23 protein-coding genes are annotated in these 20,062 nt (G+C 72.5%); 13 read left to right on the forward strand and 10 right to left on the reverse strand.

Annotation, left to right across the window (positions count from 1 at the left end; all coding sequences use genetic code 11):
- The first annotated feature begins 32 nt into the window (after nt 1-32).
- From AB0N81_RS09300 to AB0N81_RS09310, 3 genes are all read left to right on the forward strand, one after another.
- Nucleotides 33-1,403, forward strand: coding sequence for a GH1 family beta-glucosidase (locus AB0N81_RS09300; RefSeq protein WP_365357492.1), 1,371 nt, complete (start codon nt 33-35; stop codon nt 1,401-1,403).
- Nucleotides 1,404-1,556: 153 nt separating this feature from the next.
- The gene (locus AB0N81_RS09305) at nt 1,557-2,153 is read left to right on the forward strand and encodes a hypothetical protein (RefSeq protein ID WP_365357064.1); all 597 of its coding nucleotides are present in this window, start codon (nt 1,557-1,559) and stop codon (nt 2,151-2,153) included.
- The gene (locus AB0N81_RS09310) at nt 2,153-2,644 is read left to right on the forward strand and encodes a hypothetical protein (protein WP_365357066.1); all 492 of its coding nucleotides are present in this window, start codon (nt 2,153-2,155) and stop codon (nt 2,642-2,644) included. Before AB0N81_RS09305 ends, AB0N81_RS09310 begins: the two co-directional genes overlap by 1 nt.
- Here AB0N81_RS09310 and AB0N81_RS09315 read toward each other — a convergent pair.
- Nucleotides 2,614-3,846, reverse strand: a complete 1,233-nt coding sequence (locus AB0N81_RS09315; RefSeq protein WP_365357068.1) for an MFS transporter — start codon at nt 3,844-3,846, stop codon at nt 2,614-2,616. The genes AB0N81_RS09310 and AB0N81_RS09315 overlap by 31 nt on opposite strands.
- A 73-nt stretch (nt 3,847-3,919) precedes the next feature.
- On the opposite strand from AB0N81_RS09315, the gene AB0N81_RS09320 reads away from it, so the two are divergent.
- A complete protein-coding gene (locus AB0N81_RS09320; RefSeq protein ID WP_365357070.1) occupies nt 3,920-4,678 on the forward strand; it encodes a DeoR/GlpR family DNA-binding transcription regulator in 759 nt (252 codons plus the stop codon).
- 4 nt (nt 4,679-4,682) lie between these two features.
- Nucleotides 4,683-5,342 carry an HAD family phosphatase gene (locus AB0N81_RS09325; protein ID WP_365357071.1) on the forward strand — a complete coding sequence of 220 codons (660 nt, stop codon included), beginning with the start codon at nt 4,683-4,685 and terminating at the stop codon, nt 5,340-5,342.
- Here AB0N81_RS09325 and AB0N81_RS09330 read toward each other — a convergent pair.
- Nucleotides 5,332-5,940, reverse strand: a complete 609-nt coding sequence (locus AB0N81_RS09330) for a TetR/AcrR family transcriptional regulator (protein ID WP_365357072.1) — start codon at nt 5,938-5,940, stop codon at nt 5,332-5,334. The genes AB0N81_RS09325 and AB0N81_RS09330 overlap by 11 nt on opposite strands.
- Nucleotides 5,941-6,046: 106 nt before the next feature.
- On the opposite strand from AB0N81_RS09330, the gene AB0N81_RS09335 reads away from it, so the two are divergent.
- The 3 genes from AB0N81_RS09335 to AB0N81_RS09345 all read left to right on the forward strand — a co-directional run bounded on the left by AB0N81_RS09335 (nt 6,047) and on the right by AB0N81_RS09345 (nt 8,951).
- Nucleotides 6,047-7,549 carry a cytochrome P450 gene (locus AB0N81_RS09335; protein ID WP_365357074.1) on the forward strand — a complete coding sequence of 501 codons (1,503 nt, stop codon included), beginning with the start codon at nt 6,047-6,049 and terminating at the stop codon, nt 7,547-7,549.
- Nucleotides 7,550-7,635: 86 nt separating this feature from the next.
- The gene (locus AB0N81_RS09340) at nt 7,636-7,938 is read left to right on the forward strand and encodes a hypothetical protein (RefSeq protein ID WP_365357076.1); all 303 of its coding nucleotides are present in this window, start codon (nt 7,636-7,638) and stop codon (nt 7,936-7,938) included.
- A complete protein-coding gene (locus tag AB0N81_RS09345) occupies nt 7,935-8,951 on the forward strand; it encodes a glutathione S-transferase C-terminal domain-containing protein (protein ID WP_365357078.1) in 1,017 nt (338 codons plus the stop codon). The genes AB0N81_RS09340 and AB0N81_RS09345 overlap by 4 nt, the downstream gene beginning before the upstream one ends.
- Nucleotides 8,952-8,979: 28 nt before the next feature.
- On the opposite strand, the gene AB0N81_RS09350 is transcribed toward AB0N81_RS09345, so the two are convergent.
- Nucleotides 8,980-10,191, reverse strand: a complete 1,212-nt coding sequence (locus AB0N81_RS09350) for a glycosyltransferase (RefSeq protein WP_365357080.1) — start codon at nt 10,189-10,191, stop codon at nt 8,980-8,982.
- Nucleotides 10,188-11,075: a MerR family transcriptional regulator gene (locus tag AB0N81_RS09355; RefSeq protein WP_365357082.1), complete on the reverse strand. Its 888-nt coding sequence runs from the start codon at nt 11,073-11,075 to the stop codon at nt 10,188-10,190. Before AB0N81_RS09355 ends, AB0N81_RS09350 begins: the two co-directional genes overlap by 4 nt.
- 166 nt (nt 11,076-11,241) lie before the next feature.
- On the opposite strand from AB0N81_RS09355, the gene rpmF reads away from it, so the two are divergent.
- On the forward strand, nt 11,242-11,421 hold the full coding sequence (gene rpmF, locus AB0N81_RS09360; protein WP_365357084.1) for a 50S ribosomal protein L32: 180 nt from the start codon (nt 11,242-11,244) through the stop codon (nt 11,419-11,421).
- A complete protein-coding gene (locus tag AB0N81_RS09365) occupies nt 11,418-12,635 on the forward strand; it encodes a GTP-binding protein (protein WP_365357085.1) in 1,218 nt (405 codons plus the stop codon). The genes rpmF and AB0N81_RS09365 overlap by 4 nt, the downstream gene beginning before the upstream one ends.
- Here the strand turns inward: AB0N81_RS09365 and AB0N81_RS09370 are convergent.
- Nucleotides 12,618-12,773, reverse strand: a complete 156-nt coding sequence (locus AB0N81_RS09370; protein ID WP_365357087.1) for a hypothetical protein — start codon at nt 12,771-12,773, stop codon at nt 12,618-12,620. The two genes, AB0N81_RS09365 and AB0N81_RS09370, sit on opposite strands and share 18 nt — an antisense overlap.
- A 183-nt stretch (nt 12,774-12,956) precedes the next feature.
- On the opposite strand from AB0N81_RS09370, the gene AB0N81_RS09375 reads away from it, so the two are divergent.
- On the forward strand, nt 12,957-14,192 hold the full coding sequence (locus AB0N81_RS09375; RefSeq protein WP_365357088.1) for a lactonase family protein: 1,236 nt from the start codon (nt 12,957-12,959) through the stop codon (nt 14,190-14,192).
- Between the two features lie 133 nt (nt 14,193-14,325).
- Here the strand turns inward: AB0N81_RS09375 and AB0N81_RS09380 are convergent, their stop codons facing one another.
- Nucleotides 14,326-15,099, reverse strand: a complete 774-nt coding sequence (locus tag AB0N81_RS09380; RefSeq protein ID WP_365357090.1) for an SDR family NAD(P)-dependent oxidoreductase — start codon at nt 15,097-15,099, stop codon at nt 14,326-14,328.
- A 73-nt stretch (nt 15,100-15,172) separates the two neighbouring features.
- Between AB0N81_RS09380 and AB0N81_RS09385 the strand changes: the two genes are divergently transcribed.
- Complete coding sequence (locus AB0N81_RS09385; RefSeq protein ID WP_365357091.1) at nt 15,173-16,552, forward strand: HEAT repeat domain-containing protein; 1,380 nt, start codon at nt 15,173-15,175, stop codon at nt 16,550-16,552.
- On the opposite strand, the gene AB0N81_RS09390 is transcribed toward AB0N81_RS09385, so the two are convergent.
- A complete protein-coding gene (locus tag AB0N81_RS09390; protein WP_365357092.1) occupies nt 16,539-17,153 on the reverse strand; it encodes a cysteine hydrolase family protein in 615 nt (204 codons plus the stop codon). The genes AB0N81_RS09385 and AB0N81_RS09390 overlap by 14 nt on opposite strands.
- A gap of 54 nt (nt 17,154-17,207) precedes the next feature.
- On the opposite strand from AB0N81_RS09390, the gene AB0N81_RS09395 reads away from it, so the two are divergent.
- Nucleotides 17,208-17,495, forward strand: coding sequence for a YkvA family protein (locus AB0N81_RS09395; protein WP_365357094.1), 288 nt, complete (start codon nt 17,208-17,210; stop codon nt 17,493-17,495).
- Here the strand turns inward: AB0N81_RS09395 and AB0N81_RS09400 are convergent.
- The 3 genes from AB0N81_RS09400 to AB0N81_RS09410 form a co-directional block, all read right to left on the reverse strand.
- The gene (locus tag AB0N81_RS09400; protein WP_365357095.1) at nt 17,460-18,170 is read right to left on the reverse strand and encodes a DUF2470 domain-containing protein; all 711 of its coding nucleotides are present in this window, start codon (nt 18,168-18,170) and stop codon (nt 17,460-17,462) included. The two genes, AB0N81_RS09395 and AB0N81_RS09400, sit on opposite strands and share 36 nt — an antisense overlap.
- A 129-nt stretch (nt 18,171-18,299) precedes the next feature.
- On the reverse strand, nt 18,300-18,947 hold the full coding sequence (locus AB0N81_RS09405) for an MBL fold metallo-hydrolase (protein ID WP_365357097.1): 648 nt from the start codon (nt 18,945-18,947) through the stop codon (nt 18,300-18,302).
- On the reverse strand, nt 18,947-20,032 hold the full coding sequence (locus AB0N81_RS09410; RefSeq protein WP_365357099.1) for an S-(hydroxymethyl)mycothiol dehydrogenase: 1,086 nt from the start codon (nt 20,030-20,032) through the stop codon (nt 18,947-18,949). The genes AB0N81_RS09405 and AB0N81_RS09410 overlap by 1 nt, the downstream gene beginning before the upstream one ends.
- Nucleotides 20,033-20,062 lie beyond the last annotated feature (30 nt).

The following is a 20,062-nucleotide window of genomic DNA, read 5'->3' on the forward strand; positions in this document are numbered from 1 at the left end:
CCGAAAGGACCTCCGTGACCGACCCCGCCACCCTGACCGACCCCTCCGCCGTGGACCTCACCGCGCTCCCCCGGGACTTCGCGTGGGGCGTGGCCACCTCGGCGTACCAGATCGAGGGGGCCGTCGACGAGGACGGCCGCGCGCCCTCCATCTGGGACACCTTCGCACGCACCCCGGGCGCGGTCGACGGCGGTGACACCGGCGACGTGGCCTGCGACCACTACCACCGATGGCCCGAGGACATCGCCCTGATGCGGGAGCTAGGTGTCGACTCCTACCGCTTCTCGATCGCCTGGCCGCGCGTCGTGCCCGGCGGCGACGGGCCGGTCAACGCGGCGGGCCTCGACTTCTACGACCGGCTCGTCGACGCGCTCCTGGAAGCGGGCATCACCCCCAACGCGACCGTCTACCACTGGGACCTGCCCCAGGCGCTCCAGGACCGCGGCGGCTGGCCCGAGCGCGCGACCGCCGAGCACTTCGCCGCGTACGCCTCGGTCGTGGCCGAGCGGCTCGGCGACCGCGTGCCGCACTGGGCGACGCTGAACGAACCGCTGTGCTCCGCCTGGATCGGCCACCTGGAGGGCCGCATGGCGCCGGGCCTGACCGATCTGACGGCCGCCGTGCGTGCCTCGTACCACCTGCTGCTGGGGCACGGGCTCGCCGCGCAGGCGATCCGTGCGGCGGCGCCCCGCGCGCAGGTCGGCATCGTCAACAACCTCTCCCCCGTCGAGCCCGCCTCCGACCGGCCCGAGGACGTCGCCGCCGCCCGGCGGGTGGACGGGCACACCAACCGCTGGTGGCTCGACCCGCTGCACGGACGCGGCTTCCCCGCCGACATGCGGGAGGTGTACGGCGTCGACCTGCCGGAGCGGGCGGGCGACCTGACGACCATCGCCCAGCCGCTGGACTGGCTGGGCCTCAACTACTACTTCCCTGCCGTCGTCGCCGACGACCCGAAGGGCCCCGCGCCCTTCGCCCGCCAGATCCACCGTCCCGAGATGCCGCACACCGGCATGGACTGGGAGATCGACGCGGACGGCATCGAGAACCTGCTGATGCGGCTGACCGAGGAGTACGGGGCACGCAAGCTGTACGTCACCGAGAACGGCTCGGCGTACCCCGACGTGGTCCGCGCCGACGGCACGGTCGACGACGTGGAACGCAGCCGGTACCTGCGCGAGCACCTGGCGGCGTGCGCCCGCGCGGCGGGCCGGGGCGCGCCCCTCGCCGGGTACTACGCGTGGTCGCTCCTGGACAACTTCGAGTGGGCGTACGGCTACGACAAGCGCTTCGGCCTCGTCCACGTCGACTACGCGACGCAGCGCCGCACGGTGAAGGCGAGCGGCCGCCATTACGCGGACCTCGTCCGGGCCCACCGGCACCGGTCCGCGCGAGCGGCCTGACACCGTTGCACGAGGCCGGTGACCCATGGACGGTCACCGGCCCGGGTGAGTCACCCGAACGCGCCGTCGCCGTGCGCACCTGGCCTCGGCTTCTCGCCGTAACGTCCGCTTCGCCCCCCCACTCGCACGACCCTCACGCGAAGGTGCGCTCCCATGCCGACATCCGTGCCCGCCTCCCCGGCACCGGTACAGGTCCAGGTCCAGGCCCGCGGTTTCCTGGCCCGCTTCGTCGTCCTGTTCCTCCTCCCTCTCCTCACCTCGGTGAGCGGTTTCCTGGTCGCTCCGGGGCAGGCGCACGCCGCCCAGACGCCCGCCGTGCACCAGGCCGCGGCCGCCCGGGCCGTCGCCGACAAGCCGTGCACCAGCGAGGACTCTGCCGTCTGCATGATCCGGGAGATGACTCCGGAGCAGCGCGAGCAGGCGCGTCAGACCCGGATGCGCTATCACCAACTCCTGGACACCATGGAACTCGTGGCCGACCGTATGCGGGACGCGGGCCGTTCGGACGAGGAGATCGCCCGCACACTGGTCGACATGCGCAACGAGGCGAAGGACATCACGCGCGCGGGGATGTCGCCCGAGGCCGTGCAGGCGCTGGAGGCACGCAACATGAAGAAGTACGGCAACCCGCTGGGCCCGACGGCGGACCAGCAGTTCGCCAAGTACGGCAGTTGGAGCGCGGTCATCGAGGCCGCCACCCGCAGCAGCGCCGCCGTGGACCGGGAACTGGGCCTGGCCCCGCGCCGCTGATGACGCTCCTGGCGGACTACGACCGGCACGGCCGGGTGTGGGACCTGGACCCCGCGTCGGGGCTCCTCTCCTCCGCACCCGGCGGCAGCTGCCACGGCTTCGTGCACCTTCCCGGGAACGGCGAGCACGCCGCTGCCGCGCTGTACGGCGCCGGAGCCGGGGCGGAGCACGCCGCCGGGACGCTCTGGCTGCAGTTCGGGGCGCGGCGCTGGGACTGCGCGACGGTGTCGGTGGAACAGGCGGCCCTGCCGGACGGCACCCGCCGCTTCACCGTCACCGGCTCGGGGCCGGGTTCACGTACCGGTTCCGGTGGCGGGCCGGAGTTCGAACTCCCCTACTCCGCACCGGACACCGGCCCGCTCGACCCGGCCTACGACTGGCTCGACGCGATCGCCGACGACTTCTTCCTCTGGGCGGCGGACCGGCTGTCCGCAGTCGAGTCCCGCCGCACGCTCCTGCATCACTTCCTGACGGGCTTCGCCGCGCCCTGAGCCTGCCCTTGGTCGTGACCGTGGTCGTCCCGGCCCGGCCCGCGGTCCCGCAGGACGCCCGCCGTGCAGGCCGCGACCGCGCAGAACGCCACGGGCAGGAAGAACGTGAGGTTGAGCGGCATGAAGTGGGTCAGCGGGCCGATGACAGCGGGGCCCGCGAGCATGCCGAGGTAGCCGAGACCCGCGACGCGGGAGACGTTGGCGCCCGCCGCGTCCCGGTCCGCGTGTCCCGCGGCGCTGAAGAGCTGCGGGACGCAGCCGGAGAGCCCCGCGCCGAACACGGTCCAGCCGGCCAGCGCCAGCGGAATCCAGGGGGACAGGGCCGCCACCGTCAAACCGAGCGAGGCCACGGCCGCCCCGTACCGGAGGATCGCCACCGGGCCGGACCGCGCGGCCACCCGGTCGGCGAGCAGTCGGCCGACCGTCATGGCCGTGGCGAAGGCCCCGTAGGCGAGAGCGGCGGTCGCGTCGGGTGCGTCCAGGACGTCCCGCAGTTGCAGCACGCTCCAGTCGTTCGCCACGCCCTCGCACAGCATGAGCATGAAGGCGAGGGTCGCAAGCGCCCAGATCCGCCGGGGAGTTCCACGCCGCGGCGTCGCGGACGCCTCCTGCTCCGTGGCCCGTCCGGCCCCGGGGTGCGGCGGCTCGGGCCGCAGCAACGCGGGAGCGGACGAGGCGGCCGCCACGATGCCGAGCACCGCCACCGCGCCGAGCGTCGCCGCGGGGCTCCAGCCCCAGCTGAGCGTGCGGGCGCCGACCAGCGCGGCGAGGACACCGCCGATGGAGAACGTGGCGTGGAAGGCGGACATGACGGGCCGTCGGTAGCCTCGTTCGACCTGTACGGCGTGGGCGTTCATGCTGACGTCCAGGCATCCGTTGCCGAAGCCGAGCACCAGCAGTGCCGCGCCGAGCGCCCACACGTTCGCGGCGAGTCCCGGCAGGACCAGGGCCCCGGCGCACAGAGCCGCGCTGACCGGTACGACAGTGCGGGCGCCGAGCCGGTCCGTGAGCGGACCGACGATCTGCATGCCCACGAAGGCGCCCGCTCCGAGCAGCAGGAGGAGCCACCCGAGGACGGCGTGGCTGATGCCGGCGCGGTCCTCGACGGCAGGGATGTGGACGATCCACATGCCCATGAGGAAGCCGTTCAGCGCGAAGTAGGCGAAGGTGGCCAGCCGGCCGGCCCGGAGTGTTCTTTCCATGCCTCCGAACATAACGAACATGATTGGTGTTCGAAAGATTGATTATCGAACACGTATGGAGTTTGATGTGGGCGTGGCCAGTACAGAACGACTGAGGCAGATCACCGACGCCGTGCGCGAGGCGGGGCGGATCGGCGTGACGGAACTCGCCGGGCTCACCGGCGCCTCCGAGATGACCATCCGCCGCGACCTGGAGGTCCTGGCGGAGCAGGGCGTCCTGGAGCGCTACCGCGGTGGTGCCAGGAGCCTGCTGCTGCGCGGCGAGGAACCACCGTTCGCCCTGCGGGAGCAGGAGGGCGTCGCGGTAAAGCGGCGCATCGCCGCCGCGGTGGCCGGGCTGCTCGCCGACGGGGAGTCCGTCGTCCTGGACAGCGGCACGACCTGCCTGGAGGTCGCCCGCGCACTGGAGCACCGACGCCTGACCGTCATGCCCCTGTCGCTGCACGCCGTGAACGCGCTGACGGGCGCGCCGGATGTGACGCTGCTCGTGCCCGGCGGCCGGCCGCGCCCCGGCGAGCTGGCCCTCACCGGTCCGCTGACCACGGCGTCCCTGGCCGCACTGCGTTTCGACACGGCCGTGATCGGCTGCTGCGGCCTCACGGCGGCGGACGGCCTGACCGCCTACGACCTGGACGACGCCGCCGTCAAACGTGCCGCGATCGCCTCGGCCCGCCGTGTCGTCGCCGTCGCGGACGCCGCCAAACTCTCTCGCACCGCCCTGGCCCTCGTCGCCCCCGCGACGGCCCTGCACGCCGTCGTCACGGACGACGCGGCACCGGACGAGGAGACCGACGCGCTGGCCGCGGCGGGCGTCACCGTACGAAAGGCATGACCCCATGGACCACAGCAGCCGGAACCCCTCCGCCGCGCATGACACCGCACACGACGCCATGCCGCACGACATAGTCCTCTTCGACATGTTCGGCGTCATCGCGCGTCACCAGTCCGAGGACGGCAAGAGGCGGCTGGCCGCCATGGCGGGCGGACCCGAACCGGCCTTCTGGGACTCCTACTGGGGGCTGCGACAGCCGTACGACCGCGGGGACGTGACCGGCCCCGAGTACTGGCGGCAGGTGGCCGACGCCCTCGGCACCGACTTCGGCGACGCCCGGATCACGCGCCTCATCGAGGCCGACCTGGCCGGCTGGAGCGACGTCGACGACACCATGGTCGCGCTCGTCGGGGAACTCGCGGACGAGGGCCGGCCGACGGCACTGCTCTCCAACATCCCCGAGGAACTGGCCGCCCACTACGAAGAGCGGCATTCGTGGCTCCGGCATTTCGAGGTGCGCGCCTTCTCCTGCCGCATCGGCCACGCCAAACCCGAACCGGGCGCCTACCGCTGGTGCCTGGACGCCCTGGCCACCGAGCCGCACCGCGTCCTCTTCGTCGACGACCGCGAGGAGAACATCCGCGCGGCCGAGGCCCTCGGCGTGCGAGGTCACCTCTTCACGGACGCCGCCCGCCTGCGCGAGGCACTCCGCCTCAACAGGTGATCGCGCCCAGCAGCGCCTTCGCGCACAGGTCCCGCACCTGCTCCCGCGAGAGGTCCGGCTCCTCCAGCCACTCCAGGCAGACCGCCACCATGAACGCGAGCCAGCCCCGCACCGCGAGGCGCAGCGCCGGCAGGTCCTGGGTGATGTCCGTGGCGTCCGGGTCCGCGGCGAGGGCCGCGAGGATCTGCCGCTCCTGGGCCGCGAGGCCGTTGCGGTAGACCTCGCGGACGAGCGGGTCGCCCGCCGCCTCGGCCCGGTGGAAAGCGCGGAAGCCCTGCGCGTGACTCTCCACGTAGCCGAGGAACGCGTCCAGGCCGGCGCTGATCTGCTCGTGCACCGGCAGTCCCGGGACGGCCGCCGTCAGGCGGAGCATGCGCTCGCTCTCCCGGTGCACGACGGCGGCGAAGAAGTCCCGTTTGGTCGGGAAGTAGTGGTACAGGAGCCCGCGCGAGACACCGGCGATCTCGGCGACCCGCTCGATCCACACGTCGTCGTACGGCTTCTGCGCGAAGAGCCGCGCCCCGACCGAGAGCAGCTGCTCACGCCGCTCCTCGGTGCTCAGCCTGCGGCGCGTGCGCTCCTGGGGATTCGCGGCCATGCAGGCACCTTACTTGACGCCGATTCAATAGCGGTACCAGACTGGGATCTCCTGTTGAATCCACGTACAACAGGCCCAACGGGCCCGTCGGACAAGGGAGATGGGCATGGCGCAGACGACGCGGTCAGCGGCGGCGGACGGTCCTGACGGACGGGGCGCGCCCACCGCTCCCCCGGCTCCCCCGAAGGGGTTCCGCAGCGCCGAGCTCGGCTGGCCCGAGCTGCACCGGATCCCGCATCCGCCGCACCGGCTGCCCCTGCTCGGCGACATCCTGGGCGCCAATGTCCGTACGCCGCTGCAGGATTCGATGCGGATGGCCCGCAGGCTCGGCCCGATCTTCCGGCGCAAGGCGTTCGGCAAGGAGTTCGTCTTCGTGTGGGGCGCCGAGCTCGCCGCGGACATGGCCGACGAGTCGAGGTTCGCCAAGCACGTCGGGCTCGGCGTCGCCAACCTCCGCCCGGTCGCGGGCGACGGACTCTTCACGGCGTACAACCACGAGCCCAACTGGCAGCTGGCGCACGACATCCTCGCGCCGGGGTTCAGCCGCGAGGCGATGTCGGGCTACCACCCGCTGATGCTGGACGTCGCACGGCAGCTGACGGCGCGCTGGGACGAGCGCGAGGCGGCGGGCCGGGCAGTCGACGTGCCGGGCGACATGACGAAGCTGACGCTGGAGACGATCGCCCGCACCGGTTTCGGGCACGACTTCGGTTCCTTCGAGCGGTCGGCGCCGCACCCGTTCGTGTCGGCGATGGTGGGCACGCTCTCCTTCGCCCAGCGCCGCAACGTCGTGCCGCCCCTGCTGACGCCGCTGGTGCTGCGCGGCGCCGACCGGCGCAACGACGCCGACATGGCCTACCTCAACCGCACGGTCGACGCGGTGATCGCCGCCCGTCGCGCCGCGCCCGGATCGGGCGGTCAGGGCGACCTGCTCGACCGCATGCTGGAGGTCGCCCACCCGGAGACCGGGGAGCGGCTCACTCCGGAGAACATCCGCCGCCAGGTCATCACGTTCCTGGTCGCCGGCCACGAGACGACGTCCGGCGCCCTGTCGTTCGCGCTGCACTACTTGTCACGCTCACCGGAAGTGCTCGCCCGCGCGCGGGCCGAGGTCGACGAGGTCTGGGGCGCCGAAGGGGAACCCGCGTACGAACAGGTGGCCAAGTTGCGTTACGTGCGCCGGGTGCTCGACGAGTCGCTGCGGCTGTGGCCGACCGCCCCGGGGTTCGCTCGCGAGGCCCGTGAGGACACCTTGCTCGGGGGCGTCCACCCGATGCGGCGCGGCGCGTGGGCGCTGGTGCTCGCGACGATGCTGCACCGTGATCCGGCGGCGTGGGGCGAGCGTCCCGAGGAGTTCGACCCCGACCGGTTCGCCCCTTCGGCCGTACGCGCACGGCCCGCCCATGTCTTCAAGCCGTTCGGCACCGGCGCACGCGCCTGCATAGGACGTCAGTTCGCGCTGCACGAGGCGACCTTGGTGCTCGGACTGCTCCTGCGCCGCTACGACCTGCACGCCGAACCGGGCTACCGACTGCGCGTCGCCGAACGCCTCACCCTCATGCCGGACGGCCTCACCCTGCGGCTCACCCGCCGCGCCAGGGCCGCGTAGGGCGCCATTGTCAGACCCGTGCGCGAGAGTGGAGACGGCATCCCACGATGCCGACCACGCCACCCAGCGCAGAGGAGTCGCTCGACATGACCGGCACGACGTCCGAGGAACTGCTCGCCGCCCAGGCCTGCTTGCGCCTGCTGCACACGGCGCGCGCCACGCTCTCCGACTCCGCGTCGGTCTCCCCCGTGGCCGCGGCGACGCTGCTCGCGGGTCCCATCGCGGAGGCCGACGAGGCCCTGCGCCGCGCGGGCCTCGCGGGCAACGAGGCGGTGCTCATCGACCGGATCTACGACCTCGCGCCGCCCCCGCGAGCCATCGATCCGGGGCCGCCCGCGGAGCGGGCGCCGATGCCCCGTTCCCGCGCACGGGAAGGCAGCCAGTCATGAGCGCGAAGGACGGCAACGCCTCGTACGGACACAAGGAGTTCAAGCGCTCCAAGAGCCACTTCGCCGACCGCGTCACCGCGGACGGCAGGGACGGGTGGCCCGTGGAGGCCGGGCGCTACCGCCTGGTAGTGAGCCGGGCCTGCCCCTGGGCGGGCCGGGCGCTCATCGCGCGGCGCCTCCTCGGCCTGGAGAGCGCCGTGTCCCTGGCCGTCACCGATCCGATCCAGGACGACCGGAGCTGGCGGTTCACGCTGGACGCCGACGACCGCGACCCGGTCCTCGGCATCCGCTTCCTCAGTGAGGCGTACGAGGCCCGGGAGAGCGGCTGTCCGGGTGGCGTCAGCGTGCCCGCCCTCGTGGACGTGCCGAGCGGCGAGCTGGTGACGAACGACTACCAGCAGATCACGCTGGACTTCGCCACGGAGTGGACGGCCCTGCACCGCGAGGGCGCGCCGGATCTGTACCCCGAGCCGTTGCGCGACGAGATCGACACGGTCATGGACGGCATCTACCGCGACGTCAACAACGGCGTGTACCGCTCGGGTTTCGCCCCCGACCAGTCCTCGTACGAGACCGCGTGCCGCGATGTGTTCCGCCGTCTGGAGCTGACCTCCGAGCGCCTGTCGACCCGCCGCTACCTCGTCGGGGACACCCTCACGGAGGCGGACATCCGCCTGTTCAGCACGCTGGTGCGGTTCGACGCGGTCTACCACGGCCACTTCAAGTGCAACCTCTGGAAGCTGGCCGAGGACCCGGTGCTCTGGGCGTACGCACGGGATCTGTTCCAGACCCCGGGGTTCGGCGACACCATCGACTTCGACCACATCAAACGGCACTACTACCAAGTCCACACCGGCATCAATCCGACCGGCATCGTGCCGCTGGGCCCGGATCTCGCAGGCTGGCTGACGCCGCATCACCGGGAGGAGCTGGGTGGCCGTCCCTTCGGCGACGGCACGCCGCCGGGGCCCGTCCCCGCCGGGGAGGAGGTGCCGGCAACAGGGCGCCCCTGAACTCCGGGCCGGCCGGTCACCTCCGCCGTCAGGACATGCGCTCGATCGCCTTCAGCACGTGTCCGGCGCCGTCCTCCGCGGCCATCACCCGGGCGAGGCGTTCGGCGGCACGGGCGTACGCGTCGTCGCCGACCGCCCGGCCGATCGCCTCCGCCAGCCGGGGCGCGGTGAGTTCCTTGTACGGGACCGGGCCGGTCGCCGCGCCCAGGGCGGCGAGTCGCGCGGCCCAGAAGGGCTGGTCCGCGGTGACGGGCACGGGGACGGCGGGGACGCCCGCACGGAGCGCCGCCGCCGCTGTCCCCGCCCCCGCGTGGTGCACCACGGCCGCCACCCGGGGGAACAGCAAGGCGTGCGGCACCTCGGCGACGGTGAGGAGGTCGTCGCCTGACGCGTCGAGCCCTGCCCTGCCCGCCTGGAGCACGCCCCGCAGCCCGGCCGCGCGCAGCGCCGCCACCGCGATCTCGCTCAGCCGCTCACCCTCCCCCGCCGCCATGCTGCCGAATCCGATGAACACCGGCGGCGGCCCGGCCCGGAGGAAGTCGTCGAGCTCCGGCGGCAGCCGGTCCTCCGGGTCGACGTGCGGCCACCAGTTCCCGACGACATCGAGTCCGGCACGCCAGTCCGCCGACCTCGGCACCACGGCCGGGCTGAAGCCGTGCAGCACCGGCCACCCCGCCCTCTCCTGCCTGGCGCGGACCACACCGGGCGCGGTGACGGGCAGCGAGAGGCGGGCGCGCAGATCGCGCACCGCGTCGGCGTAGACACGGTCGACCATCCGCAGGGAGAAGCGTCCCAGGGCGCGGTTCCCGAAACCTCCGAGCGACCGCGTGCCGCCGACGGCGGGCGGGAACGCCCGTGTGGGATGGGTCGGCTGGAGGTACGCCCCGAGGGCCGGTACGTCCATCGCCTCCGCGAGCTGCCAGCCCAGCGGCGCCGTGGTGGTGGAGAGCACCAGCAGGTCCGCGCCCCGCACGGCTGCGTCGGCGAGGCCGCCCCCGAGCTCCCGGACGAAGACCGAGGCGGCCCGCATCAGTTCCTTGCGGCCGCCCGTCCGCGGCCGTGTCCCCGTGTCGGCGGGCAGGGCGCGGAACCGCAGTCCTGCGGCCTCGACGAGCGGCGCGAAGGAGTCGTGCGTGGCAAGCGCGACGTCGTATCCGGCTTCGCGGAGCCGGAAGCCGAGGCCGGTGTAGGGGGCGACATCGCCGTACGAACCGGCCGCGGTGATCAGGATGCGCGTCATCGCTCTCCTTCGAGGGCGGAGAGGGAGGCTGAGGCAGAGGGGGCAGAGGGGGCGGCACTCTCGACCTCAGGTTCAGCGTGAGGGTTGGCCTCGGCGTCACGTCGAGCCTGAGACCTGACGCGGGCCTCGGCGTTCGCTCCCACCGCCGTCCGCAGATACGCGGCGAGCCCCGGCCGCTGCCGTGACGGCGGGACGACGAGCGCGAAGGCGCGCGGATCCTCGGCGAAGTCGTCCGCGATGCGCAGGTGCATCTCGGGCGGGCACGGCGTGAACCAGCGGGCGATGTGCTGCCGATGTGCCTCGGCGAGCTCCCGCGCCCGTGCACCGTCCGCGGGCTCCCCGGCGTCGAAGGCGTCGAGGAGTTCCTCCCGCCACCGCGCGGCCTCGCCCATGAGCCGCGCCCAGTCCTCTTTGGAGTGCTCGGCCGCGCTCCGCATGGCCGCCCGGTGGCCCGGGCTGTCCCGCCACTTCAACTCGGCCTCGGTGGCGTAGCTCAAGTCGAAGGTGATCTCGCCGAACACCTCGAACCGCTCCCGGGGGCTGAGGCGCACTCCGGTCTGCTGCACCTCCATGGCCCGCTCGGCCACCTCCACCAGGCGCTCCAGCTTGCCGATCTGCTCGCGCAGCGCCCGGCGTCTCGCCTTGAGCTGGGCAAGGGCGTCGGCCTGCGGGTCGGCCAGGATCTCGGCGATCTCGTCGAGGGCGAAGCCGAGTTCGCGGTAGAAGAGGATCTGCTGAAGCCGGGCCAGATCGGCGTCGCTGTACAGGCGGTAGCCGCTGGGGCTGCGCTCGCCGGGCGTGAGCAGCCCGGCCCGATCGTAGTGATGCAGGGTGCGGACGGTGATCCCCGCAAAGCCGGAGACCTGACCGACGGTGTAACTCATGGACCTCGCCTTTCGTCGACGCACAGCCTGCGGCCTGACGTGACGTAGGGGTCAACCCGAGCCACGACCGGGCACCATTTGTTAATGGGATTCATTTTCATATAGCGTTGCCTGTGCCCCATCGCCCCATCGCCCCATCGCCCCGCACATCCACAAGGAGGACCCCATGGCCGTACCGAAGCGGAAGATGTCCCGGAGCAACACCCGGCACCGCCGCGCCCAGTGGAAGGCCACCACCCCGCAGCTGGTGCCCGTCACCGTCGACGGCGTGGCGCACATGGTGCCGCAGCGCCTGGCCAAGGCGTACGAGCGCGGCCTGCTGCGCCCGGAGAGCCGACGCGCATGACGCACGCACGACCCGTGGCGCGCGGCCGGCTGCCCGTGACCGTCCTGTCCGGCTTTCTCGGCGCGGGCAAGACGACCCTGCTCAACCACGTCCTCGCCAACCGCGCCGGCCTGCGCGTCGCGGTGATCGTGAACGACATGAGCGAGATCAACATCGACGCCGCACTGGTGCGCGGCGGCGAGGCGGCCCTCTCACGCACCGAGGAACGCCTGGTCGAGCTGACCAACGGCTGCATCTGCTGCACGCTCCGCGACGACCTGCTCGAAGAGGTCGGCAGGCTGGCCGACGAGGGCCGCTTCGACCATCTCCTCATCGAGTCGAGCGGCATCTCCGAGCCGATGCCGGTGGCCGCGACGTTCGCGTTCCCGCGCGACGACGGCGCGACGCTCGGCGACCTCGCCCGCCTCGACACGATGGTGACGGTGGTCGACGCCGCGAACTTCCTGCCCGAACTGGCCGGTGGGGACGGCCTGGTGGAGCGCGGCCTGGATCAGTACGAGGACGACGAGCGCACCGTCAGCGACCTCCTCGTCGACCAGGTCGAGTTCGCCGACGTCATCGTCCTCAACAAGCTCGACCTCGTCGACGCGGAGACCGCCGACCGGCTCGCCGCCGCCCTCGCCCGCCTCAACCCGCTCGCCCGTGTCGTACCCGCGACCCTGGGACGAGTGGACCTCCCCCGGATCATCGACACCGGTTTGTTCGATCTGGAGCGGGCCCAGCAGGCGCCGGGGTGGGTGCGGGAGCTGAACGGCGACCACGTGCCGGAGACCGAGGAGTACGGCATCTCCAGCACGGTGTTCCGTGCCGGACGCGCCTTCCACCCCGGCCGTCTGTGGTCCTTCGTCACGGAGGAGATGGACAGCGGGACCTTCGGGCGGATCCTGCGGTCCAAGGGATTCTTCTGGCTGGCGAGCCGGCCCCGGATCACCGGACTCTGGTCGCAGGCGGGCTCCGTCGCACGCTTCGAGCCCTCGGGGGCGCGCACCACGGACGACGCGCAGGGGCAGGAGCTCGTCTTCATCGGCGTCGGCCTGCGCGCCCCGGAGTTGCGGGCCGCCCTGGAGCGCTGCCTGCTCACCGAGGGCGAGGAGGCCCCTTCGTACGATCCGTTCCCCGCGTGGGGCGCGCACGGCGTGGACGCCTGCGGGGCCGAGAGCGGACCGGAGACCGCCCTCGGACCGCCGCGTGCGCGGTCAGGTCAGCTCGCGTAGCAGCTGGGCGCAGGCCGCCGACTCGTCCTCGTGCCGGGCGAGGGGGCGGCGCGCACCCCGTTCGTACGTTCCGACCTCCCACGCCCCGTCCCCGGTCCTGCGCAGGTGGACGAAGTCGGGGGCCGAGGCGGGCGTCACCTCGGAACTCTCCCGTCGCGGCGGGGGCGGCCGCCCTGGTGCCCGCGACGATGCCCGCGCCGATGCCCGCGACCCCGAACGCGGCCACCACGCCGCGCCGACGTGCGTGCATCTTGTCCGCGCCCTCGCGAACCAGGCACTGTGACTGCCACATCCGTCACCACCGACGCACGAGGTGCAGACATGAGCAGCGGAGCAGGGTCGGCCACGGGTTCCGGGAGCGGGCCGGGGCGGCGGCGGTTCATCGGGGCGCTCGTCGGGGCGGCCTGCGCGGGCGCGGTGTCGTCCACGTCGGCCTGCGCACCGTCGGGAACGGCGGACCCGGAACGCCCCGAGCGCGCACGCCGGGACCCCGCCTCCTCCGCGGCCCACCGCCCGCGCCGTGAACGGCAGTTGTTCCTGGGGACGTACACCTCACAGGACGGCGGCGGCTCGGGCATCGGCATGGCGACGTACGACGACGTGACGGGACGCATCACCGGCACCGGCACGCTCACCGGCGTCCCCGACCCCTCCTACCTGACGCTGCACCCTTCGGGCCGCACGCTCTACGCCGTCAACGAGCGGGCGAAGGGCGGCGTGACCGCCGTCGCGCTCTCCTCCTCCGGCAAGCACGACGTCCTCGGCACGCGGGACACCGGCGGCCAGGGCCCCTGCCACCTCTCCGTGCACCCCGGCGGACGCTGGCTGCTCAGCGCGAACTACCTCTCCGGCAGCGTGGCCGTCCACCCCATCGGTGCGTCGGGGGCGCTGGGGGAACGGACGGACCTGGTCACGCACTCCGCGCCGCCGCCCGGCCCCGGTCAGGAAGGGCCGCACGCCCACCAGATCAGTACGAGTCCGGACGGCCGTCACGTCCTCGCCGTCGACCTCGGCAACGACACCGTCTACACGTACCGCCTCGACGAGAAGGCGGGCACGCTCCGCCGCGTCTCGTACGCGAGCCTGCGGCCGGGAGCGGGTCCGCGCCACCTCACCTTCCATCCGTCGGGGCGCTTCGCGTACCTCGCCAACGAGTTGGACGACACGGTCGTCGTCTGCGCGTACGACCCCGCGACCGGCCGCCTCAGGCCCGGCAAGCCGCAGTCGACCGGCACCAGCGGTGGCACGAGCTATCCGGCGCAGCTCGTGGTGACGCGCGAGGGGCGCTTCGCCTTCCTCGCCAACCGGGGGCACAACAGCATCGCGCGGTACGCGATCGAGGGCGGCGGAGCCCGGCTGCGGCTCCTCGACACGGTCTCCGTCGGCGGGGACTTCCCCCGGCAGCTCGCGTTCTCCCCGTCCCAGCGGCTGCTGTTCGCGGCGAACCAGAAGTCGAGTTCGGTGAGCGTCTTCCAGGTCGACGGGCGCAGCGGCGCACTCCGTCTCACGGGCAAGCCGTTCGCGGCCCCGCTCGCGGTGTGCGCGCTGCCCCTCTAGGGCCTGTCCGGTGGGTCGGGGCGCAAGGGAGTGGCGTCCGCCTTCCGGTGCAGATGGGCGTGCCGGACCCCGCGATCGGCGCCATGACCCACCGGACAGGCCCCAGCCGGGCGGAGCGGCAGCGGGCCCGCTGTCAGTTGGACGTCAGGCCGCCGTCCACGGCCAGCGCCGCCCCCGTGGAGAACGAGGCGCGGTCGCTGCACAGCCACAGGGCCGCCTGGGCGATCTCGGCCGGTTCGGCCATGCGCTTCTGCATCTGACGGGCGACGAAGGCCCGCTCCAGCTCCGGGTGTGCCTCCACGGCCTGGCTGATCATGTCCGTGCGGGTGGTGCCGACGACGAGGGCGTTGATGCGGATGTCGTGCGGGGCGTACTCGGCCGCGGCGGCCCTGGTCATGCCGAGCACGGCGTGCTTGGCGGCCACGTAGGGCACGGGGGCGCCGGTGGCCACCATGGCGGCGGTGCTGGCCGTGTTGACGATCGCGCCCTTCCCGGCTTCGAGCATCACCGGGATCTGCGCGCGCAGACAGTTCCAGGTGCCGCGTACGTTGACGTCCATGGTCCGGTCGAAGACGGCCTGGTCGAGTTCGTGCAGGGGCGCCAGGACGTCGCCTGCGTAGCCCGCGTTGTTGAACGCCGCGTCCAGGGCGCCGAAGTGCTCGCGCGTGGCGTCGACGGCGCGCCGGACATCCTCCTCGTCCGCGACGTCGCCCGCGCTGACCGCCGCGCGGCCGCCCGATTCGTTGATCTCGTGGGCGAGTTGCTTCAGTACGTCCTCGCGGCGGGCCATCAGCAGGACCGCGGCCCCCTCGGCGGCGAACAGGCGGGCTGCCGCCTCACCGATTCCGCTCGACGCACCGGTGATCATGACGGCCTTGCCGGTCAGCATTCCATTTATGTCAGTCATGCGGCGAGTAAATCCCCGCCGCACCCCTTGTGTACACACCTTATGGTGTCGTCCGGATCAAGGGGGCCTGTGCATGGGCGGGGACGGACGCGGTGGTCGGCTCACAGCGGCGGTTGTGGCGGGGGACGCCGAGGCGGTGCGGGTGTTGCTGGCGGAGGGGGCCGATCCGGACACGGCGGACGCGAACGGACTGCCGGTGCTGTGCGCGGCGGTGGCGGCGTACGACGCGGCGGTCGCCGCGGCGCTGGTGGACGGTGGGGCCGATCCCGATCGGCTGCTGCCGGACGGGACCACGCCTCTGTGGCGTGCGGTCGACGGCGGGTCATACGCGGTCTTCTCGGCCGTGCTGGGCACCGAGCCCCGGCTGCGGCTGCCGGAGGCCGTTCGTGGCCGGCTCGTCGCCCTGGCCCGCGGCTGGTACGAGACAGGGGCGGCGCGGGAGCTGCGGCGCAGGACCGGCGCGGTGGGTCCCGTCACCACGGAGAGGGTCACGGACGACGCGTACGACTGGGTCGAGCGGGTCTCGCTCGGGGGACTCACCGTGCGGGCCGGTCACGGCGCCGTCCTGAGCGCGCTGGAGTGGGCTTTCCTCATCCTCACCCCGGTCGACGAACTGGTCGCCCGGGCCGTCCGGCAGCCGGACGAGGAGCATGTCGACTGGTTCGCCGCCTGCTGGGTCCTCGTCGGGCGCCGCAGCGACGAGACCTGGTCGGCCGTGATCGCCCACCGCCACCACCGGGACCCGGCGCGCCGGCGGTTCGTGGCGGATTACCTGCGGATGCGTTCGTTCGTCGACACCGGCGACAAGCACTACGGGAAGGAGGAGAACGAGCTCCTGCTCGCCTGGGCCGCCGAGGAGACGGACAGCGCAGTGCTCGCCAAAGTGCTCGGTGCGCTCACCGAGTACGAACATCCCGGCCAGGAGGCCATCGGGCTCCGCCACGCGGGCCACTCCGATCCGCGCGTACGCCGTGAAGTGCCCTGGACGCTCGTCACGAACAACGGCCTGCGCTCAGCGGCCGCCCGGGACGTGATGCTCGCGCTGACGCGGGACCCCGACGCGGAAGTGCGGCTCAGGGCGTGCTCGGTGGGTGCGAACGACGATGTCCCGCACCCCGAGGTCACCGAGGCTCTGCTCCTCATGACCGGGAGTCCGGACGTCGCCGTGCGGCGTGGCGCGGTGGTGACCCTGGCCGCTTCCCGGGACGACGCGCCCGCCGTCACGGACGCCCTGATGGCCGGGCTGGACGACGACGACCAGCTGTTCCGGCTGGAGGCCGCCTGGGGGCTGGCCCGCCGGGACGACCCACGCACCGAAGAGGCGTACGAGCGCGTGGGTCCTCTCGGTCCGGGCTTCGAGGACGATCACCGGGCCCAGGAGCTCCGGCAATGGAGGGGGCGGAGGAAGGACGCGGACGACGCGTCGGCCACGCGCGCCGCTACGGCTTCGTGAAGCTGACGTCGGCCGCCCGCGCGACGATCTCGACCTCGTCGCCGAGGGTCCACTCCGCGACGCGGGACACCGTCGCCGCGGGCACCACGTCGCTGATGCCCGCCGCGGCCGGGATGTCGTACGTCGCGTGCGCGTCGTGCGGCAGGACGACGCGGAAGCCGAGTTCCAGGGCGGTGCTCGCCGTGGCCCTGACGCACATCTCCGACATCACTCCGCAGACGGCCAGTTCCTTCACGCCGGCGTCGCGCAGCAGCCCTTCGAGGGGGCTCTCCTCGAAGCCGTCGTCGACGGTCTTGCGCACGACGGCCTCGCCGCGCCCGATGTCGACGGGCAGGTGGAGCTCCCAGCCGGGACTGCCCGTCTCGTCGGGGGTGCCGGGGGCTCCGTCGTTCTGCAGCTGGACGACGAGGGCGCCGTTGTCGCGGGCCTTCGCGAGCAGACCCCGCACGCGGTCCAGGAGCCGTTCCGCGTCGGGGACGGCCTCGTCGCCCGCGACGAAAGCGGACTGCATGTCGACGACGATCAGTGCCTGGACGGGCGCGCCGGGCTGAACGGGGGCGAGGGGCGAGGTGGGCTGCGTGGGCTTCGGCTGATTCGTCACCCGGCCATCATGCCTACGCGACGCCGGACCTCAACGGGATTAACGTACGTGAGTATGAGCACGGACCTCACCGTCCTCCTGGTCGGCGCCGCCGTTCTGGTCGCCGCGACACTCGTTGTCGCGATCGTGTTGGTCGTACGTCTCGTCCGGACCCGCCGCGCCCTGCGCAGAGCCGGGCTTCCCGTCGAGCGGCAGTGGGTCTTCTGGGGCGCGGTCGCCTATCTCGTGCTGCCGACCGATCTGCTGCCCGATCCCGTGTTCCTCGACGACATCGGGGTGTTGGTGCTGGCGTTGCGGTCGATGCGGTCAGCCACCGACGGGCCGCCCGCGCCGCGTGTTTGAGAGGCGTGCCTTCATCAGGAGTGCGTGCATGCACTCCGTCACCTGTGTGACGTCCTCGACGAGCTGGTGGAAGGGGAGGCGGACATCCGCCTGGCCGCGGGCGCGTTCGAGGCGCAGAGAGATTCCGTGCCGGTCGATGGCGAGCGGGCGGACGCGCACCACGCCTTGCAGGCTGTCCGGGCTGATGAGTCGGGTGAGTTGCTCGGCGTCGGGGTGGGCGTCGGCGAGATGCGTGAGCAGGCGCGACTCGGCCTCGGCGAGCGGGTCGGGGACGGTCAGGGCGAGTTCGTCGAGCTCGATCCCCTGGCGTTCCCCGGTCGAGTCGTGCAGCACCGCGCACGTGGGCTCGAAGACCAGCTGCTCCGCTTCGTACGTCAGGGTCCCGGAGAGCCAGAGCCGGGCGCGAATCCGGTCCCTGAGCGGCACCGGCGCGACATCGGCGAACTCGACCAGGGTGGACGGTTCCCCGCGTGGCGCGCAGATGAGGGCGGCGGCGAGCGCGCTGTCCTCGGGCGGTGACAGCAGAATCCTGCCGTCCTCGGTGACGGTGTGCGCGCCCACGAGTTCGTCCTTGCCGATCTCTGTGGTCACCGCGCAGGACCATGCGGTGGCGAGCACTGAACGAGCGCGTGCCGCCGCTGTGGGCACGGTCGTGCTGCTGTGACGGACACCCATCCTCAACCTCCATTAGGTAAGCCTTGCCTAACTTATCGAAGATTGCGGAACAGGGCCAGTACGCCTCATGGCCCCGCGCGGCGATCCACACGGGGCCATGAAGGCGTACATCTACGGCACAACCGGGCGTCAGTGACCCCTCGCGATCCACTCCTCCAGGTGCGGCGCCTCGGCACCGACCGTGGTGCTGTCGCCGTGTCCGGTGCGCACCACCGTCTCGGGCGGCAGGGTCAGCAGCCGCTCCCTGATGGACCGTACGATCGTCGGGAAGTCACTGAAGGAACGGCCCGTCGCGCCGGGGCCGCCGGCGAACAGCGTGTCCCCGGTGAAGACCGTGCCGAGACCGGGCGCGTGCAGACTCACCGCGCCGTGGCAGTGGCCGGGCGTGTGCAGCACCTTCAGGACCGTGCCCGCGACGGCCAGTTCCTGCCCGTCGGAGAGCTCTCCGTCCGGGGCACGGTCGGGGTGCGTCTGCTTCCACAGCTGCGTGTCGGCCGGGTGCAGCAGGATCGGCGCGCCCGTGCGGGCCGCGAGCGCCGGGGCCGCGTCGATGTGGTCGTCGTGGGCGTGCGTGCAGACGATCGCGACGAGGCGGCGCTCCCCCACCGCGTCCGCGATGGCGTCGGCGTCGTGGGCGGCGTCGATGACGACGCACTCGCTGTCGTCGCCCACGATCCAGACGTTGTTGTCGACGTCCCAGGTGCCGCCGTCCAGCGAGAAGGTCCCCGACGTGACGAGGTGGTCGACGCGCGCGCCGTCCGTTGCTTCGGCCGCCATCAGAACATCACCACCGAACGGAGGACGTCACCGTGGTGCATGCGCTCGAATGCCTTCTCCACGTCCTCCAGTGCGATCGTCTCCGTGACGAACGCGTCCAGGTCCAGGCGCCCCTGCTGGTAGAGGTCGATGAGCATCGGGAAGTCGCGGGACGGCAGACAGTCCCCGTACCAGCTCGACTTGAGCGCGCCGCCGCGCCCGAAGACGTCGAGCAGCGGCAGCTCGATCTTCATCTCCGGTGTCGGGACACCGACCAGGACGACCGTGCCCGCCAGGTCGCGGGCGTAGAAGGCCTGCTCGTACGTCTCCGGGCGGCCGACGGCCTCGATGACGACGTCGGCTCCGTTGCCCCCGGTCAGCTCACGGATCGCCTCGACGGGGTCGGCGGAGCGGGAGTTGACCGTGTGCGTGGCGCCGAGGCCCTTCGCCGTCTCCAGCTTCTTGTCGTCGATGTCGACGGCGATGATCCGCGCGGCACCCGCGAGGCGGGCCCCCACGACCGCGGCGTTGCCGACGCCGCCGCAGCCGATGACCGCGACCGAGTCGCCCCGGCCTACGCCGCCGGTGTTGATGGCGGCGCCGATGCCCGCCATCACACCGCAGCCGAGGAGTCCGGCCGCGGCGGGTGAGGCGGCCGGGTCGACCTTGGTGCACTGACCGGCGGCGACGAGGGTCTTCTCGGCGAAGGCCCCGATGCCGAGGGCCGGGGAGAGCTCCGTGCCGTCGGCCAGGGTCATCTTCTGCTTCGCGTTGTGCGTGTCGAAGCAGTACTGGGGGCGGCCGCGCAGACACGCGCGGCACTGGCCGCACACCGCGCGCCAGTTGAGGATCACGAAATCGCCGGGCGCGACCTCGGTGACGCCCTCGCCCACCGACTCGACGACGCCCGCCGCCTCGTGCCCGAGCAGGAACGGGAAGTCGTCGTTGATGCCGCCCTCGCGGTAGTGCAGGTCGGTGTGACAGACCCCGCACGCCTGGACCTTCACCACGGCTTCTCCCGGACCCGGATCAGGGACGGTGATCGTCTCGATCCTCACCGGCTCGCCCTTCGCCCGCGCGATCACGCCCTGCACCTGCTGCGCCATGACTTCAGCCCTTCTTTCTCCACACATCTT

This window comes from Streptomyces sp. NPDC093510, from assembly GCF_040683555.1.
GTDB lineage: Bacteria > Actinomycetota > Actinomycetes > Streptomycetales > Streptomycetaceae > Streptomyces.

Coding starts and splice junctions, on each gene's coding strand:
- AB0N81_RS09305 (WP_365357064.1), top strand. CDS start 1,557: ATGCCGACATCCGTGCCCGCCTCCCCGGCACCGGTACAGGTCCAGGTC.
- AB0N81_RS09310 (WP_365357066.1), top strand. CDS start 2,153: ATGACGCTCCTGGCGGACTACGACCGGCACGGCCGGGTGTGGGACCTG.
- AB0N81_RS09315 (WP_365357068.1), bottom strand. CDS start 3,846: ATGGAAAGAACACTCCGGGCCGGCCGGCTGGCCACCTTCGCCTACTTC.
- AB0N81_RS09325 (WP_365357071.1), top strand. CDS start 4,683: ATGGACCACAGCAGCCGGAACCCCTCCGCCGCGCATGACACCGCACAC.
- AB0N81_RS09330 (WP_365357072.1), bottom strand. CDS start 5,940: ATGGCCGCGAATCCCCAGGAGCGCACGCGCCGCAGGCTGAGCACCGAG.
- AB0N81_RS09335 (WP_365357074.1), top strand. CDS start 6,047: ATGGCGCAGACGACGCGGTCAGCGGCGGCGGACGGTCCTGACGGACGG.
- AB0N81_RS09340 (WP_365357076.1), top strand. CDS start 7,636: ATGACCGGCACGACGTCCGAGGAACTGCTCGCCGCCCAGGCCTGCTTG.
- AB0N81_RS09345 (WP_365357078.1), top strand. CDS start 7,935: ATGAGCGCGAAGGACGGCAACGCCTCGTACGGACACAAGGAGTTCAAG.
- AB0N81_RS09350 (WP_365357080.1), bottom strand. CDS start 10,191: ATGACGCGCATCCTGATCACCGCGGCCGGTTCGTACGGCGATGTCGCC.
- AB0N81_RS09355 (WP_365357082.1), bottom strand. CDS start 11,075: ATGAGTTACACCGTCGGTCAGGTCTCCGGCTTTGCGGGGATCACCGTC.
- rpmF (WP_365357084.1), top strand. CDS start 11,242: ATGGCCGTACCGAAGCGGAAGATGTCCCGGAGCAACACCCGGCACCGC.
- AB0N81_RS09365 (WP_365357085.1), top strand. CDS start 11,418: ATGACGCACGCACGACCCGTGGCGCGCGGCCGGCTGCCCGTGACCGTC.
- AB0N81_RS09375 (WP_365357088.1), top strand. CDS start 12,957: ATGAGCAGCGGAGCAGGGTCGGCCACGGGTTCCGGGAGCGGGCCGGGG.
- AB0N81_RS09380 (WP_365357090.1), bottom strand. CDS start 15,099: ATGACTGACATAAATGGAATGCTGACCGGCAAGGCCGTCATGATCACC.
- AB0N81_RS09385 (WP_365357091.1), top strand. CDS start 15,173: ATGGGCGGGGACGGACGCGGTGGTCGGCTCACAGCGGCGGTTGTGGCG.
- AB0N81_RS09395 (WP_365357094.1), top strand. CDS start 17,208: ATGAGCACGGACCTCACCGTCCTCCTGGTCGGCGCCGCCGTTCTGGTC.
- AB0N81_RS09400 (WP_365357095.1), bottom strand. CDS start 18,170: ATGGGTGTCCGTCACAGCAGCACGACCGTGCCCACAGCGGCGGCACGC.
- AB0N81_RS09405 (WP_365357097.1), bottom strand. CDS start 18,947: ATGGCGGCCGAAGCAACGGACGGCGCGCGCGTCGACCACCTCGTCACG.
- AB0N81_RS09410 (WP_365357099.1), bottom strand. CDS start 20,032: ATGGCGCAGCAGGTGCAGGGCGTGATCGCGCGGGCGAAGGGCGAGCCG.